The following is a 17,300-nucleotide window of genomic DNA, read 5'->3' on the forward strand; positions in this document are numbered from 1 at the left end:
TCATGGGCGGCCGAGTTCTTCGTCGAGGATCGCGAAGAGTTGGCTTTCGTCGGCGGCGTCGAGGTCGTCGTCGAGCTCGTCACGGTGGTCGGGGTCGGGCCGGTCGGCCGAAGCCGCTGTGGCAAGCAGGTTTTGGAGGCGAGCGCTCAGTCGCGCCTTGTCGTCCGGCTTGCAGTCGGGCGAGTCCAGCAGCGCCTGCAGCTCGCGGACGATGTCCTCGAAGCGGGACATCAGGGCGGGTGCGTCGGCGGTGGTGGCCAGTTCGGCGCCCAGGTGGGCGGCCAGGGTCGCGGGGGTGGGGTAGTCGAAGATCAGGGTGGGCGAAAGCGTCAGGCCGGCAGCGGTTTTGAGGCGGTTGCGCAGCTCGACGGCGGTCAGTGAGTCGAAGCCGAGGTCCTGGAAGGCGCGGTCGGCGGCGATGTCGGCGCCGCTCGGCAGCCCCAACACGGTCGCAGCGTTGCCGCGGACAAGGTCGACCAGCTCGCGCTGGCGCGCCTCGGGGCTCAGCCCGTGCAGGCGCGCCTTGAGGCCGGTCGTCGACGCGCTGTGACCGGGGTCGGTGACGACGCGGCGGGTGCGGCGGCCCGCCAGCTCCCGCAACAACGGAGGCAGCCCGGCGGCGTTGTCGGACAGGGCGGTTCGATCCACTCGGACGGCCACCACCACGGGGTGGTCGACGAGCATGGCGGTGTCGAAGGAGTCGAGTGCCTGCTCGGTGGACAGGGCCGCCAGCCCGATGCGGCTCATCCGGGCTTTGTCCCGATCGCCCAGGTGTGCTGTCATCGCCGACGCCTGTTCCCACAGCCCCCAGGCCAGCGACACGCCCGGAAGTCCGTGCGCACGCCGGTGCGCGATGAGGCCGTCCAGGAACGTGTTGGCCGCGGCGTAGTTGGCCTGTCCCGGGGTGCCCACGATCCCGGCCATCGACGAAAACACCACGAACGCCGCCAAGTCGCGATCCCGGGTCAGCTCATGCAGGTTCCAGGCGCCGTCGACCTTGGCCCGCAACACCGCGTCGACGCGGTCGGCGGTCAAGGAGGAGATCAACCCGTCGTCGAGCACCCCGGCGGCGTGGACGATCCCGCGCAGCGGGTAGTCCGCGGGCAGTTCGGCGAGCAGCCGCGCCACGGCGTCGCGGTCGGCCACGTCGCAGGCCACCACCGACACCCGGGCCCCGGCGCCTTCCAGCCGGCTCACCAGCTCAGGCACCCCGGCGGCGTCCGCGCCGGCGCGGCTGACCAGCACCACCTGGGCCACCCCGTAGCGCTCGACGAGGTGGCGGGCCAGCGCCGAACCGGCCATGCCGGTGCCGCCCGTGATCAGGACGCTGCCCCCGGCCAGCCCGCCACCGGATCCGGAAAGGGCGCCGCCGGGCCCGTCGGGGATGGTGAGGGCGACCTTGCCGATGTGGCGGGCGGAGCTGACGAAGCGATACGCCGCCGAGGCGCACCGGACGTCAAACGTCTTGAGCGGCAGCGGGTGTATCGCACCGTCGCGCAGCAGCCGGATCACCTCCGCCAGCATCGCGGCGGTGCGGTCGGCCCCGGCCTCCATCAGGTCGAACGACTGATAGGCCACGCCGGGGTATTGTTCGGCGACGGCCTGCGGATCGCGCGGGTCGGTCTTGCCCATCTCGATGAAGCGCCCGCCGGAGGCCAGCAGCCGCAACGACGCGTCGGTGAACTCGCCGGCCAGCGAGTTGAGCACCACATCGACTCCGGTCCCGCCGGTGGCGGCCATGAACTTGCCCTCGAACTCCAGCGTCCGTGAATCGCCGATGTGGTCGTCGTCGAAGCCCATGGCGCGCAACGTGTCCCATTTGCCGCGGCTGGCGGTCGCGAACACCTCCGCCCCCCAATGCCGCGCCAGCTGCACCGCGGCCATCCCCACCCCGCCGGTCGCGGTGTGCACCAGCACCCGCTCCCCGGCCTTCAGCCCGGCCAGATCCGACAGCCCGTAGAGCGCCGTCAGGAACACCACCGGGACGCCGGCCGCCGTGACCAACGACCATTCCGCGGGGACCCGGACTACCAGCCGCTCGTCCACCACGGCCTCGGAACCGACCACACCCAGCAATCCCATGACGGGGTCGCCGACGGCCAGCCCGGTCACGCCCGGCCCGACCTCGGTGACCACCCCGGCGCCCTCGGCCCCCAGCCGGCCGCCGCCGGGATACATGCCCAACGCCACCAACACATCCCGGAAGTTCACGCCGACCGCGGCCACCCCCACCCGCACCTGCCCGGCGGCGAGCTCCACCCGCGGGATCGGTCCCAGCACCAGGTCCTCCAGCGTGCCGGCGCTTCCCGCGTCCAACCGCCAGCCCCGGGACGGCAACGTCAGCACGGACTCCGCCGCGACCGGCGCCAGGCGCGCCGCATGGACCACACCGGCGCGAATGACCAATTGCGGCTCGCCGCAACCGATCGCCGCCGCCACGTCCACCGAGCCGTCGGAATCCACCAGCACCACCCGGCCGGGATGCTCGGATTGCGCCGACCGCACCAGCCCCCACACCGCCGCGCCGGCCAGATCCGAAACATCCTCGCCCGCAAGCGCGACGGCCCCACGGGTGAGCACCGCCAACACCCCGGAACCCTCGCCGGCCAACCAGGACTGCAGCACGCCCAACACCTCGGTGGCGGCCGCGTGTACCGAGCCCACCACGTCGGGTCCGGCGGCGGCCAGCTCCCAGATCGCGAGGCCTTCGCCAACATCGTTGTCGCCCAGGGCTATCGGAGACCACGCCACCTCCAGCAACCCCTCGGCCGGAGCGGCGGTCGCCGACAACTGCTGACGCGACACCGGCCGCATCACCAGTGACCGCACCGACAGCACCGGTAGTCCCGTCGCGTCGGCCAGCTCCAGCGACACCGCGTCCGCGCCGGCCGGAGCGATGCGAACCCGCGCCCGCGCGGCGCCGGCGGCGTGCAGCGACACGCCCTGCCAGGAGAACGGCAGCACCGTCTGGGCCTGCTCGTCGGCCAGCCCGAGCGCGTGCAACGCCGCGTCCAACAGGACCGGGTGCATCCCGAAGCCGCCGGCCTGGGCGCCGGCGTCCTGCGGAACCTCGACCTCGGCGAAAACTTCCTCGCCCCGCCGCCACATCGCCCGCAGGCCCCGGAAGGCCGGGCCGTACTGGTAGCCCCGCTGGGAAAGCCGCTCGTAGGCGCCGGCGACGTCCACCGGCGTGGCGCCGACGGGCGGCCACACCGACAGGTCCGAGTCCGGTGTCAGGGGCCGCTCGGTCAGCAGGCCCTGGGCATGGCGGACCCAGTCCGAACCCGATTGGGCGCCACGGGAGTACACCGACACCTCCCGGTGCCCGGAGTCGTCGGCGCCGCCGACCACCACCTGCACCTGCGCGGCGCCGGTCGCGGGCAGCACCAGCGGGGCGGACAGCGTCAGGTCTTCGATCGCCCCGCAGCCGACCTCGTCGCCGGCCCGGATGGCCAGCTCCACGAATGCCGCCCCCGGGAACAACACCGTGCCGGCCACCGCGTGCCCGGCCAGCCACGGCTGGGTCGCCACCGACAACCGGCCCGTCAGGACCACTCCGCCCGCGTCGGGCCGCTCCACCACCGCGCGCAAGAAACCGTGCTCGGCGCCCAGCACGCCCAGGCTGGCCGCGTCGCCCGAACCCGTCGACGCATCCGGGAGCCAAAACCGCCGCCGCGCAAACCCGTACGTCGGCAGGTCCACCCGCCGCCCACCGGCCAGCGCCGGCCGCCAGTCCACGCGCGCGCCGGCCACGTGCGCTTGGCCCACCGACAGCCAAAACCGTTGCAGGCCACCGTCGTCGCGACCCAGGGACGGAATGACGATCGCGTCGGCGACCTGGTCCGCCAGCGTCTGCTCGATGCCGGTGATCAACACCGGATGCGGGCTCGACTCGACGAAGACACGGAAGCCGGCGTCGCCCGCGCTGCGCACCGCCCGTTCGAATTGCACCGTCTGCCGGATGCTTTGGTACCAGTAGTCGGCGTCCAGCGCGGCGGTGTCCAGGACGGCACCGGTCGCGGTGGAGAAGAAGGCGACGGACGAGGAACGGGGCGCGATGCCGGCCAGCGCCTCGAGGAGCGGTTCGCGGATGACGTCGACCTGGGCGGAATGGGAGGCGTAGTCGACGTCGATCGTGCGGGCGCGAATCCCCTCGGCCTCACACCGTTGCACCAGCTCCGCCAGGGCGTACACGTCACCCGACACGGCCACCGACGAAACACCGTTGACGGCAGCGATATTCAGCCGATCGCCCCACGCGGCGACCAGCTCCCCGGCCCGCGCCGGCCCGCACGCGAGCGAAACCATGCCGCCCGCACCCGCGAGCCCCACCAGCAGCCGGCTGCGCAGCGCAACCACCCGGGCGGCATCTTCGAGCGACAGCGCGCCCGCCACGTAGGCCGCCGCGATCTCGCCCTGCGAATGCCCGATCACCGCGTCGGGCGCCACGCCCATCGAGCGCCACAGCTCGGCCAGCGACACCATGACCGCCCACAGCGCCGGCTGCACCACGTCGACCCGATCGAGCCCCGGGGCCCCCGGCGCACCGCGGATGACGTCGACCAGCGACCACTCCACGTGCTCGGCGAGCGCCTTCTCGCACCGGCGCAGCTGTTCGGCGAATACCGTTGAACTGTCGAGCAACTCGGCCCCCATGCCCGCCCACTGCGAGCCCTGCCCCGGGAACACGAACACCGTCTTGCCCCCCGGCCGCGCCCGCCCCGTCACCACGCCGGCGCCCGGCTCACCGGCGGCCAGGCTCGCCAACCCCGCCACCAACTCGTCGCGACCGGCACCCACCACGACCGCCCGATGCTCGAACAGCGATCGAGTCGCGGCCAGCGACCAGCCCACGTCGACCGCGCGCAGGGCGGGATCGGCTGCCACGTGCGCGAGCAGCCGGGCGGCCTGGTTGGCCAGCGCGTCGGCCGACCGCGCCGACAGCACCCACGGCGCCGCCGCGTCGTCGCCCGCCGACCCCGGCGCCTGGGCCTCCGGCGCCTGCTCCACAATGACGTGCGCGTTGGTGCCGCTGATCCCGAACGCCGACACCCCCCCGCGCCGCGGCCGGTCCTGCGCCGGCCAGGGCCGTGGCTCCGTCAACAACGACACCGCCCCGGCCGACCAGTCGACGTGCGGCGTCGGCGCGTCGACGTGCAGCGTCTTGGGCATCAACCCGTGCCGCATCGCCTGCACCAGCTTGATCACCCCGGCGGCGCCCGCCGCGGCCGATGTGTGCCCCATGTTCGATTTGATCGACCCGAGCCACAGCGGCCGGTCCGCCGGCCGGTCCTGGCCGTAGGTCGCCAGAAGCGCTTGGGCCTCAATGGGATCCCCCAGGGTGGTGCCCGTGCCGTGGCCCTCCACCAGGTCCACCTCGGCCGGGCTGAGCCGCGCGTTGGCCAGCGCCGCCCGGATCACCCGTTGCTGCGACGGCCCGTTGGGCGTCGCCAGCCCGTTCGAGGCCCCGTCCTGGTTCACCGCGGACCCGCGCAGCAGCGCCAGCACCGGATGCCCCAATCGGCGGGCATCGGCCAACCGCTCCAGCGCCAGCACGCCCACGCCTTCGGAGAACGCCGTGCCATCGGCGGCACCCGCGTACGCCTTGCACCGGCCGTCGGCGGACAGCGCTCGCTGCCTGCTGAATTCGATGAACATCGCCGGAGTGGCCATCACCGTCACGCCGCCGGCCAGCGCCAGATCGCACTCGCCCGATCGCAGCGACTGCGCCGCCAGGTGCAGCGCCACCAACGACGACGAGCACGCCGTGTCCACCGACACGGCCGGGCCCTCCAGGCCCAGCGCGTACGCCACCCGGCCCGAGGCCACGCTCAAGGTCGATCCGCGCAGCCCATAGCGTTCCAGGTCGCCGGGCACCCGGCCCTGGCCGCCGTAGGAGCCGTGAAACACCCCGGCGAACACGCCCGTCGGCGAGCCCCGCAACGCGACCGGATCAATCCCGGCCCGCTCCAACGCCTCCCAGGACACCTCCAGCAACAGCCGCTGCTGCGGATCCATCGCCAGCGCCTCGCTGGGCGCGATCCCGAAGAAGGCGGCGTCGAAATCCGCGACGTCGGCCAGGAACCCGCCGCACCGCGTGTACGACTTGCCCACCGCATCGGGATCCGGATCGAACAGATCGGCCAGCTCCCAGCCGCGATCGGCCGGAAACTCCGACACCACGTCGCGGCCCTCGGCCACCATCTGCCACAGGCCCTCGGGCGAATCCACCCCGCCCGGATAGCGGCAGGCCATGCCCACCACCGCCACCGGCTCGGTGGTCCCTTCCGCGATCAGGGTGAGATACTCGCGGTTCTCCCGCTTCAGCCGCTCGTTTTCCTTCAGTGATTTTCGGAGCGCAGCGACGAGCTCATCGTGGGTGCTGGTCATGCCACCCGGCCTCTCGTGTCACTCATCCGCACGGGGGTACGGCGGCGCGGCAGCGACGGCCGGGGCGGGCTCATCGCCCCCGCCGACGCGGCTTGCGCCTCTCCTGAACCCCCGAACAGACCCCCGACCACACTCTCGCCGCCCCACTGTCAGCACCTTGTGCAACGCCCCAACAGACCCCACCGGCAGAGTTTTACCGTACGACGAAAAGTTCACGAACACGACGAATCAGTGCCACCGAAGCAACACGAGTTCCGAACAGAATCCCGGACCCATCGCCAGCATCAGGCCCGGGCTTCCGCTGGGCGGCTTCTTGGCGATGGTGTCGCGCAGCACGTGCAGCACCGAGGCCGACGAGAGGTTGCCGATCTCGCCCAGCGAGCGCCAGGTCAGCTCGAGCGCCTCCGGCGGCAGCTCAAGGCTCGCGTTGATCGCCTCGATGACCTTGGGACCGCCGGGGTGGCTCACGAAGGCGCCGATGTCGGTGGTGCTCAGGCCGTGCGCGCCGAGGAACCCGCCGACGTCCTCGGCGATGTACTGCTCGACCACGGCGGCCACGTCCTTGGACAACACCAGCTCGAACCCGGCGCCGCCAACGTCATAGCCCATCGTGCGCAGCGAGTCCGGGTAGAGGTGGCTGCGGGAGTCGATGATGGCCGGGCCTCCCGCGGCGATCTCCTCGGCGCGCCGGTCACCGACGGCCACCACCGCCCCGGCCCCGTCGGCAAACAACGCGCTGCCGACCAGGCCGGCCAGCGACGGCTTGTATCCCGGGTAGGTCATCGAGCAGAGCTCGACCGAGACCAGGGCGGCCACCCCATCCACGGCGCCCCGCAGGTAGTCGTGCAGCCGCGCCACCCCGGCCGCCCCGGCGACGCAGCCCAGGCCGAACAGCGGCACCCGCCGCACGTCGTCGCGCAGCCCGAGCCGCCCGGCGATCCGGGCGTCCAGCGACGGAACCGCGATCCCGGTCACCGTCGTCGTGATGAGCACATCGAGGTCCTGGGGCCGCAGGCCCGCCTCGCCGAGGGCGCCCTCGAGCGCCTCACACCCGAGGTCGACGGCCTTGTCGATGAAGATCCGGTTGGCCCGGCCGAAGTCGGTCAGCGCGGGATATTGCTCCAGCGGCAGGACCAGGTGGCGGCCGTTGACCTTGGCGCTGGCGTGCAGCTGGCGGACGATGTCCTCGTAGTCCTCGAAACCGGGGATGCGCAGGAAGAAGTCGGTGAGCTCTCGCTGGGAATAGCGGTGCGGCGGCAGCGCACCGAAGACTCCGGCGATGACGCTCATTGGTCCCATCCCTTGGTGACGACGACATAGGCCGAGCCGTTCAACTCGATGCCATAAGTCTGGAAGTTTAGCCTTTTGAAAACCGCCGGGCATATGCCCAGGTCACTCAGCCGCGCAACCGGTCGCCGAGCTCCGCGCGCCTGGCCAGGACCGCCTCGAGCTGCTGGGCGACCCGGGTCGGCGCGGTGCCGCCCCGAGCGTCACGCGAGGCCACCGAGCCCTCGATGGTCAGCACCTCGCGGACCTGGGGCGTCAGCTCGGGACTGATCGCGGCCAGCTCGTCGTCGGTGAGCTCGTCGAGGCCGACGGCGCGGTTCTCGGCGGTCCGCACCGCCGCACCGGCGGCCTCGTGCGCGGACCGGAAGGGCACGCCCCGACGCACGAGCCACTCCGCGATGTCGGTGGCCAGCGTGTAGCCGGCCGGGGCCAGCGCGGCCATCCGCTCGACGTTGAACGTCAGGCTCGCCACCAGCCCCGCCATCGCCGGCAGCAGCAGCTCCAGCTGGGCCACCGCGTCGAAGACCGGCTCCTTGTCCTCCTGTAGGTCGCGGTTGTAGGCCAGCGGCTGCGCCTTGAGTGTCGCCAGCAGCCCGGCCAGGTTCCCGATCAGCCGCCCGGCCTTGCCGCGGGCCAGCTCGGCGATGTCGGGATTCTTCTTCTGCGGCATGATCGAGCTGCCCGTCGACCAGGAATCGTGCAGGGTGACGTAGCCGAACTCCGTCGAGCTCCACAGGATGATGTCCTCGGCCAGCCGCGAGAGGTCGACGCCGATCATGGCGAAGATGAACGCGGCCTCCGCGGCGAAATCTCGGGCCGAGGTCGCGTCGACGGAGTTCTCGGCGGCGGCGCGAAAGCCCAGTTCCGCGGCGATCGCGTCGGGATCCAGGCCTAGCGAGGATCCGGCGAGCGCCCCCGAGCCGTACGGGGACACCGCCGCGCGCTGGTCGAAGTCGACGATCCGGTCCACGTCGCGCAGCAACGGGTGGGCGTGCGCGAGCAGGTGCTGGGCCAGCAGGATCGGCTGCGCGGACTGCAGGTGGGTCTTGCCCGGCATGATGGCCGCCGGGTGGGCGGCCGCCTGGCCGGCCAGCGCGGCGACGACGTCGAGCGCCCCGGCCGCCACCCGCCGCACCGCGTCGCGCAGCCACATCCGGAACAGCGTGGCCACCTGGTCGTTGCGCGACCGCCCCGCCCGCAGCCGGCCGCCCAGGTCGGGCCCGACCCGGTCGATCAGCCCGCGCTCCAGCGCGGCGTGCACGTCCTCGTCGGTGACCAGCGGGGCGAAGCTGCCGTCGGCGACGTCGGCGGCGAGGCTGTCCAGGCCGGCCAGCAGCCCGTCGCGCTGCTCCTCGTTCAGCAGCCCGGCCCGGAACAGGATCACGGTGTGGGCGCGCGAGGCGACGAGGTCGTAGGGCGCCAACACCCAATCGAAGTGGGTGGACTTGCTCAGCGCGGCCAGCGCGTCGGACGGGCCTTCGGCGAACCGGCCGCCCCACAGCGAACCCTCGCGTGTGCTCACCTGCGCTCGCTCACGATGGCGCGAGCGTGCGCATTTGTACGCGAAATGCGGCGTGTCGCCGTGCAGACGCGCACGCTCGCGGTGATGTGAGGCGCCGTCACTGCTGGTCCCGGCGGGCGGCGATCTTCGACGACAGCCCGTGCACATAGACGAAGCCCTTGGCGGCCGACTGGTCGAAGCTGTCGCCCTCGTCGTAGGTGGCCAGGTTGAAGTCGTACAGGGATTCCGAGCTGCGCCGGCCGTTGACCGCGATGTGCCCGCCGTGCAACACCATTCGGATCTCGCCGGAGACGTGTTCCTGCGTCTTCGCGACGAAGCTCTCCAGCGCGACCTTCAGCGGCGAGTACCACAGCCCGTCATAGACCAACTCGGCCCAGCGCTGGTCGGTGTGCCGCTTGAACCGGCCCAGCTCGCGCTCCAGGGTGACGTGCTCGAGCTCGGTGTGGGCGGTGACGAGCACCATCGCCCCGGGCGCCTCGTAGATCTCGCGGCTCTTGATGCCGACCAGCCGGTCCTCGACGACGTCGAGGCGCCCGACGCCCTGCGCGCCGGCGCGGCGGTTGAGCTCCTCGATCGCCTGCAGCATCGACACCGCCTTGCCGTCGATGGACACCGGCACGCCGCGCTCGAACCCGACGATCACCTCGTCGGGCGGGCTCCAGTTCAGGGTGGGGTCCTCGGTGTAGGAGTACACGTCCTTGGTGGGGGCGTTCCAAAGGTGTTCCAGGAAGCCGGTTTCCACCGCGCGGCCCCACACGTTCTGGTCGATCGAGAACGGCGAGCGCTTGCTGACGTTGATCGGGATCGCGTTCTCCTCGGCGAAAGCGATGGCCTTCTCCCGCGTCCACGCGTAGTCGCGGACCGGCGCCAGCACCTGCAGATCCGGTGCCAGCGACGCAAAGCCGACCTCGAACCGCACCTGGTCGTTGCCCTTGCCGGTGCAGCCGTGCGCGACGATCGTGCCGCCGTGCTCCCGGGCGGCCGCCACGAGGTGCTTGACGATCAGCGGCCGGCTGATCGCCGACACCAGCGGATAGCGGTCCATGTACAACGCGTTGTTGAGGACGGTCGGCAGGCAGTAGCCCTCGGCGAACTCGTCGCGGGCGTCGACGACGACGGCCTCCACTGCGCCGCAGTCCAGGGCCCGCTGGCGCACGACCTCCATGTCCTCGCCGCCCTGCCCGAGGTCGATCGCGACGGCAACCACCTCGCGGCCGGTCTCCTTGCCGATCCAGCTGATGGCCACCGAGGTGTCCAGTCCCCCGGAATACGCCAGGATGACGCGCTCTGACATAGGTCTCCTTCGTTACTTCAGGCGTTCCAGGGTGGCGGCCAGTTCGGCGCCGGTCATCGGCTCCCGGGCCGCCACGAAGACGGTGTCGTCGCCGGCGATGGTGCCGACCACGTACGGTAACGCCGCGCGATCGATTGCGCTGGCCAAATAGTTGGCGCCGCCGGGGGGTGTGCGCAGCACCGCGAGGTTGGCGCTGGCGTCGGCGGACACCAGCAGCTCGCCCAGCAACCGGGACAACCGGGAGGTGCCCCCGGACACCCCGCGCACCGGGCTGCCGTCCTCCGGAACGATGTAGACCCCGACGCCGCCGTCGGCGCCGCGCAGCTTCACCGCGCCGAGCTCCTCGAGGTCCCGCGACAGGGTGGCCTGCGTGACGTCGATCCCCTCGTCGGCCAGCCGGGCCGCCAGCTCGCTCTGGCTGCTGATCGACGCCGACGCCAGGATCGCCACGATGCGGTCCTGGCGACCGGCCCGGGTGGTTTCCGAGGTGGCCTTCGAGCGCGTCATCGGGAGCGCTCCAGCAGCCACACCAGCAGCGCCTTCTGGGCGTGCAGCCGGTTTTCCGCCTCGTCCCACACCGCGCTGGCCGGGCCGTCCATCACCTCGTCGGTGATCTCGTCGCCGCGGTGGGCCGGAAGGCAGTGCAGCACAACGGCTTCCGGGTCGGCCAAGCCGAGGAGCCGGGCGTTGACCTGGAACGGCCGGAACGGCCCCACCCGGTCCAGCCCGTCGCCCTCCTGGCCCATCGACGTCCAGGTGTCGGTGACGAGGACGTCGGCGCCCTTCGCGGCCGCGTCGGCGTCGGCGGTCACGGTGACCGACGCGCAGGTGGCGTCGGCGCGCCGCCCGGCGGCGGCCACCACCGCCGGGTCCGGCGCGAAGCCGTCGGGCGCCGCGACGGTGACGTGGATGCCGGCGGTGACCCCGCCGAGGATCAGCGAGTGCGCCATGTTGTTGGCGCCGTCGCCGAAGTAGGACAACCGCAACCCTTTCAGCGACCCCTTGCGTTCGGCGACGGTCTGCAGGTCGGCCAGCACCTGGCAGGGGTGGAAGTCGTCGGAGAGCGCGTTGATGACGGGCACGGTCGCCGTCGCGGCCATCGCCTCGAGCCGGTCCTGCCCGAAGGTCCGCCAGACGATGGCCTCGACGTAACGGGACAACACCTGCGCGGTGTCGCCCAGCGTCTCGTCGCGCCCCATCTGGGTGCTGCGGGCGTCGACGACGACGGCGTGCCCGCCGAGCTGGGCGATGCCCATCTCGAACGAGAAGCGGGTGCGGGTCGAGTTCTTGTCGAAGATGACCGCGACGCCGCGCGGGCCCTCGAGCGGTCGGCGGCTGAACGGGTCCTTCTTGAGATCGGCTGCCAGCTCGAGGATTTCGGCCTGCTCTTGGGGCGACAGGTCGTCGTCGCGCAGGAAGTGGCGGGTCATGCCGTCACCCCGTCGAGGATGCCCGGCAGCGCTTCGATGAAGCCGTCGATCTGGGCTTGGGTGACGATCAGCGGCGGCGCCAACCGGATGACGTTCGGCGCGGCGGCGTTGACCAGGAACCCGGCGTCGCGCGCGGCCGCCTCGGCGTCCTTGGCGCGTTCGGCGGTCAGCACGATGCCCCACAGCAGTCCGCGGCCGCGGACGTGGTCGATCAGCGGGTGGCCCAGCGTTTCGATGCCATGGCGCACCGACTTGCCCAGCACCTCGGCGTGCCGGACCAAGCCCTCGGCCTGGATGGTGCGCAGCACCGCGAGCGCGGCCGCGGTGCAGATCGGATTGCCGCCGAAGGTGCTGCCGTGCAGGCCGGGGGTCAACAGCTCGGCGGCCGGACCGACGGCCAGGCACGCCCCGATGGGCAGCCCGCCGCCGAGGCCCTTGGCCATGGTCACCACGTCCGGGGTGATGCCGTCGTGCTGGTGGGCGAAAAAGGCTCCGGTGCGGCCCATTCCGGTCTGCACCTCGTCGAGCACCAGCAGCGCGCCGTGGCGCGCGGTGATGTCCCGCGCGGCGGCCAGGTAGCCCTCGGGCGGGACGACGACACCGCTCTCCCCCATCATCGGCTCGAGGAAGACCGCGGCGGTGGCGTCGTCGACCGCGGCGGCCAGCGCGTCGACGTCGCCGTACGGCACGTGGGTGACGTAACCCGGCAGCGGCTCGAACGGCGCCTGCTTGCTCGGCTGGCCCGTCAGCGCCAGCGCGCCCATCGTGCGGCCGTGAAACGCCTCCTGCGCCGCAACCAGTTTCGTGCGACCGGTCAGCCGCGACAGCTTGAACGCGACCTCGTTGGCCTCGGTGCCCGAGTTGCAGAAGAACACCCGCGCCTGCGCGTCGACCGCCAGCAGGGCGACCAGTTCCTCGGCCAGCGCGACGCCCGGCTCGGTGGCATACAGGTTGGAGGTGTGGCCCAGGGTTGCCAGCTGGTGGGTGACGGCCTCGATGACGGCCGGGTGGCGATGGCCGAGCACGTTGACCGCGATGCCGCCGAGCAGATCGATATACGTCTTACCGTCGACGTCGGTGACCAAGGCGCCGTCACCGCTGGCCAGCGCCAGCGGGGGGGTGCCGTAGTTGTTCATCATCACGGCTTCCCAGCGCTGGCGCATCTCGTCGCTGCGGGTCACGCCCTCACCACCTTGGTTCCGGTGCCCGCGTCGGTGAAAAGCTCGACCAACACACAGTGTTCGACCCTCCCGTCGATGATGTGCGCGCTGGGCACACCCGCCGTGACGACCCGCAGGCACGCCTCGACCTTGGGGATCATGCCCGCATCCAGCGTCGGCAGCAGTTGCGCCAGCGCGACGGTATCGATCTCGCTGACCAGCGAACCGCGGTCCGGCCAACTGGTGTACAGGCCCTCGACGTCGGTGAGCATCAGCAGCTTTTCGGCTCCCAGCGCCTCGGCCAGCGCCGCCGCGGCGGTGTCGGCGTTGATGTTGTGCACCACACCCTCCGCGTCGGGCGCGAGCGTCGATACCACCGGAATGCGCCGCGCCGCAATGAGATCCAGCACCGCGGCGGTGTTGACCTTGTCGACGTCGCCGACCAGGCCGATGTCGGTGGCCACGCCGTCGACGGTCACGCTGCGCCGCACGGCGGTGAACAGTTGCGCGTCCTCGCCGGTGATGCCGACGGCGTAGGGCCCGTGCGCGTTGATCAGGTTGACCAGTTCGCGGCCCACCTGACCGAACAGCACCATCCGTGCCACGTCGAGCACTTCCGGTGTGGTGACGCGGAATCCGCCCTTGAAGTCGCCCTCGATGCCGAGCCGCCGCAGCATCGCGGTGATCTGCGGCCCGCCGCCGTGCACGACCACGGGGTGAATGCCGCAGTTGCGCAGGAACGCCATGTCGGCGGCGAACGCGTGCCGCAGCGTGTCGTCGGTCATGGCGTTGCCGCCGTACTTGACGACGACGATCTTGCCGTGCAGCTGTTTGAGCCACGGTAGGGCTTCGGCCAGCACCTGGGCCTTGACCCCGGTGGGCAGCGCGTCGACGCGGAGGCTCATGAGCTGTAGGCCGAGTTCTCTTCGACGTAGCCGTGCGACAGGTCGGTGGTCCGGACGGCGGCGGAGGCGTCGCCGACCCGCAGGTCGACGGTGATGTCGATGTCGGCGCCCGACAGGTCCACCTGCCGCGCGCCGGGCGCCCCGACCCCGTCGATGCAGACCGCGGAACCGTTGAAGGACACCCGGATTCGACCGGGCTCGAGGGTGACCGGCGCCATGCCGACGGCGGCAAGCACCCGCCCCCAGTTGGGATCCGAGCCGAACACCGCGGTCTTGACCAGGCTGTCGCGGGCGATCGCCCGCGCGGCGGTCAGCGCGTCGTCCTCGGAGGCGGCCCCGGTGACGGTGACGGTGACGCGCTTGGTGACGCCCTCGGCGTCGGCCTGCAGCTGGGCACACAGGTCGTCGCAGACCCGCAGCACCGCCTCGTCGAGTTCGGCCTGGGACGGGGTGATCTCGCTGGCTCCCGACGCCATCAGCAGCACGGTGTCGTTGGTCGAGCAGCAGCCGTCGATGTCGAGCCGATCGAAGGTGCGTGCAGCGGCGCGGCGCAGCGCCCGGTCGAGCGCCGCTGCTTCCACGGCCGCGTCGGTGGTGAGCACGCACAGCATGGTGGCCAACGAGGGGGCGATCATGCCCGCGCCTTTGGCCATCCCGCCGAGCGTCCAGTTGTTGGGGTGGTGCAGCGCAACCTGTTTCGGCACGGTGTCGGTGGTCATGATGGCCTGGGCGGCTTCTTCCCCGCCCGACAGCCCCCCGGCCATCTCGTGCACGATTTCCCGCACCCCGGCGAGCACCTTGTCCATCGGCAAGCGGTCACCGATCAGGCCCGTGGAGCAGACGGCGACCTCGATGGCCCCCGTCTCCGTCCCCCAGTCGGACAGGGCGGCCGCAACGGCTTCCGCCGTGGCGTGCGTGTCCTGAAATCCGCCCGGCCCGGTGCAGGCGTTCGCGCCGCCGGAGTTGAGGACCACCGCGCGCAGCTGCCCGGTGGTCAGCACCTGCTGAGTCCACAGCACCGGCGCGGCCTTGACCTTATTGCGGGTGAGGACCCCGGCGGCCGCATAGTCGGGGCCTTCGTTGAAGACCAGGGCAAGGTCGGGGTTGCCCGACGCCTTGATGCCGGCGGCGATGCCGGCGGCCCGGAACCCTGCGGGCGCGGTGACGCCCTGTTCGCGCAGCAACCGCGCCTCGGCTGTGTGGGTCACGGCGCGACCCCGACCACCGAAAGGCCTTCGCCCTCCGGCCAACCCAGCGCCAGGTTCATCGACTGCACCGCCGCCCCGCCCGTGCCCTTGACCAGGTTGTCGATCGCGGCGATCGCCACGAAGGTCTCGGCCGCCTCGTCCACCGCCACGGCGACATGGGCCGCGTTGCTGCCGATCACCGCCCCGGTGCGGGGCAACTGCCCCTCGGGCATCAGGTAGACGAACGGCTCCGCGTCGTAAGCCTTTTCGTAGGCCGCGCGCAGCTGAGACAGCGGCGCCCGGGTGCGGGCGGTGCAGGTGGCCAGGATGCCGCGCGACGTCGGGATCAGCACCGGGGTGAATGACACCGTGACGTCGCGAGCCGTGACGGCGGCCAGCCCTTGCGCGATCTCGGGGGTGTGCCGGTGCGCGCCGGCGATGTTGTAGGCCCGCGCCGAGCCGATGACCTCCGAGCCGAGCAGGTCGACCTTGGCCGCGCGACCGGCCCCCGACGTGCCGCTGACCGCGACCACCGTGACCGCGGGCTCGATGAGGTCCTCGGCCATCGCGGGCGACAACGCCAGCAACGCCGCGGTCGGATAGCAACCCGGGACGGCGATCCGGCGCGCGCCCCGCAGCCGCTCGCGCGCGCCGGGCAGCTCCGGGAGGCCGTACGGCCAGCTGCCGGCGTAGGTCGTTCCGTAGAACCGCTCCCAGGCGGCGGCGTCGGAGAGCCGGAAGTCGGCCCCGCAGTCGATGATCAGGGTGTCCGGGCCGAGCTGTTCGGCCAGCGCGGCCGAATGCCCGTGCGGCAGGCCCAGGAACACCACGTCGTGGCTCGCGAGCACGGCGGGATCGGTGGGCTCAATCGTGCACTGAGCCAACGGGATCAGGTGCGGATGGTGCTCGCCGAGGGTGCTGCCGGCGCTGGCCGCGGCAGTCAGCGCCCCGATGGTCAGCCGCCCGTCGGCGCAGGCGGGATGCCCGAGCAGCAGACGGAGAATCTCACCACCCGCGTAGCCGGTGGCGCCGGCAACCGCCACCCTCAATACGTCGGCCATTCGGATGATTCTGCATGGTTATGCAGCAGTTTGCAAATCCATTCCGCTCCTGCTGGAGCGGCGTACGCCCAGGAGATCGTGTCGGGCAAAGGCTCCGCTTCGGGAGAGCGAGGGCCTACACGAATCTCCTGGGCGCCACCGGTCTATGCGGCGAAACTGATGCCCAGGCTGGCGTCCAGGGCGGCCTGCAGCGACAGCTCGAGATCGGTCAGTGCGGTGCTCAGCGAGCCGGCGAGCGAGACGCCCGTCTGCTCGAGTGCAGCGGTGGCACCCGCGAACCCGGTCGCGAGGTCCGAGCCGAGTCCGATCAAGCCGGGGGCGCCCACCGCGACGGTCGACGAGAAGCCGCCGCTCAGCGCGGAACCAACCTGCGCCGCGGTGTTCTCCCAGATCATCGCCAAGGCGTTACCAGTGCCGGCGAACCCGGACAGGCCCGCCGCCAGGCTCCCGCCCAGCATTTCACCGGCCCTCACCAGGCCCCCGAGGCCGCCGGTGAGGCCGCCCGCCAGGGATCCGGTCGCCTGCAGCAGGCCGTTCAGAGCGGCACCGAGGTTAGCCGACAGCGCCCCATTGATGGACAGTCCCAGGTTGGGAAGGGACAGCGTGGACAACGCGGCAGCGAGGTTAGCGGCGAGGCTCTCGCCGGTCTGGATCGCCGTGTTCAGGCCCGCCCCGAGTTCTGCGGCGAAGTTGGCCGCCAGCGTCTGACCGGTCTGGATAAACGCGTTGAGGTTGGTGCCCAGGTTCAGGCTTCCGGCCAACATCGCGTTCAGCGACGCACCCAACCCATTCAGCGACGCGCTAATCGAACCACCGATCCCGTTCAGCGCCGCGCTCAGGTTCACACCCAACGCACCGAGGTTAGGCAGCGTGAACGGAGGCAGGCCCGGGAAGGTGAACGGCGGCAGCGTCAACGCCCCGGACAACACCGCGTTGAGCGCCGCGGTGATGTCGGCCCCGATGTTGGGCAGCGTGATCGACGGCAGACCCGGCAACGGCGGCAACGTGAAGCTCGGCAACCCCGGCAACGACAAGTTGATCGGCGGCAGCGTCAACGCCCCGGA

Annotated in this window: 11 protein-coding genes; all 11 read right to left on the reverse strand. The window is 71.7% G+C overall.

What is annotated here, in order from left to right:
* Window positions 1-6,390, reverse strand: a complete 6,390-nt coding sequence (locus A5673_RS27295) for a type I polyketide synthase (protein WP_068239965.1) — start codon at window positions 6,388-6,390, stop codon at window positions 1-3.
* A 228-nt stretch (window positions 6,391-6,618) separates the two neighbouring features.
* Window positions 6,619-7,680, reverse strand: a complete 1,062-nt coding sequence (locus A5673_RS27300) for a type III polyketide synthase (RefSeq protein WP_068239966.1) — start codon at window positions 7,678-7,680, stop codon at window positions 6,619-6,621.
* A 106-nt stretch (window positions 7,681-7,786) separates the two neighbouring features.
* Window positions 7,787-9,199: an argininosuccinate lyase gene (gene argH / locus A5673_RS27305; protein ID WP_068239967.1), complete on the reverse strand. Its 1,413-nt coding sequence runs from the start codon at window positions 9,197-9,199 to the stop codon at window positions 7,787-7,789.
* Window positions 9,200-9,296: 97 nt separating this feature from the next.
* Window positions 9,297-10,493, reverse strand: a complete 1,197-nt coding sequence (locus tag A5673_RS27310) for an argininosuccinate synthase (RefSeq protein ID WP_068239971.1) — start codon at window positions 10,491-10,493, stop codon at window positions 9,297-9,299.
* Between the two features lie 12 nt (window positions 10,494-10,505).
* A complete protein-coding gene (locus tag A5673_RS27315) occupies window positions 10,506-11,000 on the reverse strand; it encodes an arginine repressor (protein ID WP_068239973.1) in 495 nt (164 codons plus the stop codon).
* Window positions 10,997-11,923: an ornithine carbamoyltransferase gene (argF, locus tag A5673_RS27320; protein ID WP_068239975.1), complete on the reverse strand. Its 927-nt coding sequence runs from the start codon at window positions 11,921-11,923 to the stop codon at window positions 10,997-10,999. The genes A5673_RS27315 and argF overlap by 4 nt, the downstream gene beginning before the upstream one ends.
* Window positions 11,920-13,104, reverse strand: a complete 1,185-nt coding sequence (locus tag A5673_RS27325; protein ID WP_369806532.1) for an acetylornithine transaminase — start codon at window positions 13,102-13,104, stop codon at window positions 11,920-11,922. Before A5673_RS27325 ends, argF begins: the two co-directional genes overlap by 4 nt.
* Window positions 13,101-13,988, reverse strand: a complete 888-nt coding sequence (gene argB, locus A5673_RS27330) for an acetylglutamate kinase (RefSeq protein WP_068239977.1) — start codon at window positions 13,986-13,988, stop codon at window positions 13,101-13,103. The genes A5673_RS27325 and argB overlap by 4 nt, the downstream gene beginning before the upstream one ends.
* Complete coding sequence (gene argJ, locus A5673_RS27335) at window positions 13,985-15,196, reverse strand: bifunctional glutamate N-acetyltransferase/amino-acid acetyltransferase ArgJ (protein ID WP_068239978.1); 1,212 nt, start codon at window positions 15,194-15,196, stop codon at window positions 13,985-13,987. Before argJ ends, argB begins: the two co-directional genes overlap by 4 nt.
* Window positions 15,193-16,236, reverse strand: a complete 1,044-nt coding sequence (gene argC, locus A5673_RS27340) for an N-acetyl-gamma-glutamyl-phosphate reductase (RefSeq protein WP_068239979.1) — start codon at window positions 16,234-16,236, stop codon at window positions 15,193-15,195. The genes argJ and argC overlap by 4 nt, the downstream gene beginning before the upstream one ends.
* A 143-nt stretch (window positions 16,237-16,379) precedes the next feature.
* Window positions 16,380-17,300: hypothetical protein (locus A5673_RS29770; RefSeq protein ID WP_197518485.1), on the reverse strand; the 921-nt coding region annotated here is incomplete at its 5' end.

It is taken from the genome of Mycobacterium sp. E3198, assembly GCF_001667015.1.
Classification (GTDB): domain Bacteria; phylum Actinomycetota; class Actinomycetes; order Mycobacteriales; family Mycobacteriaceae; genus Mycobacterium.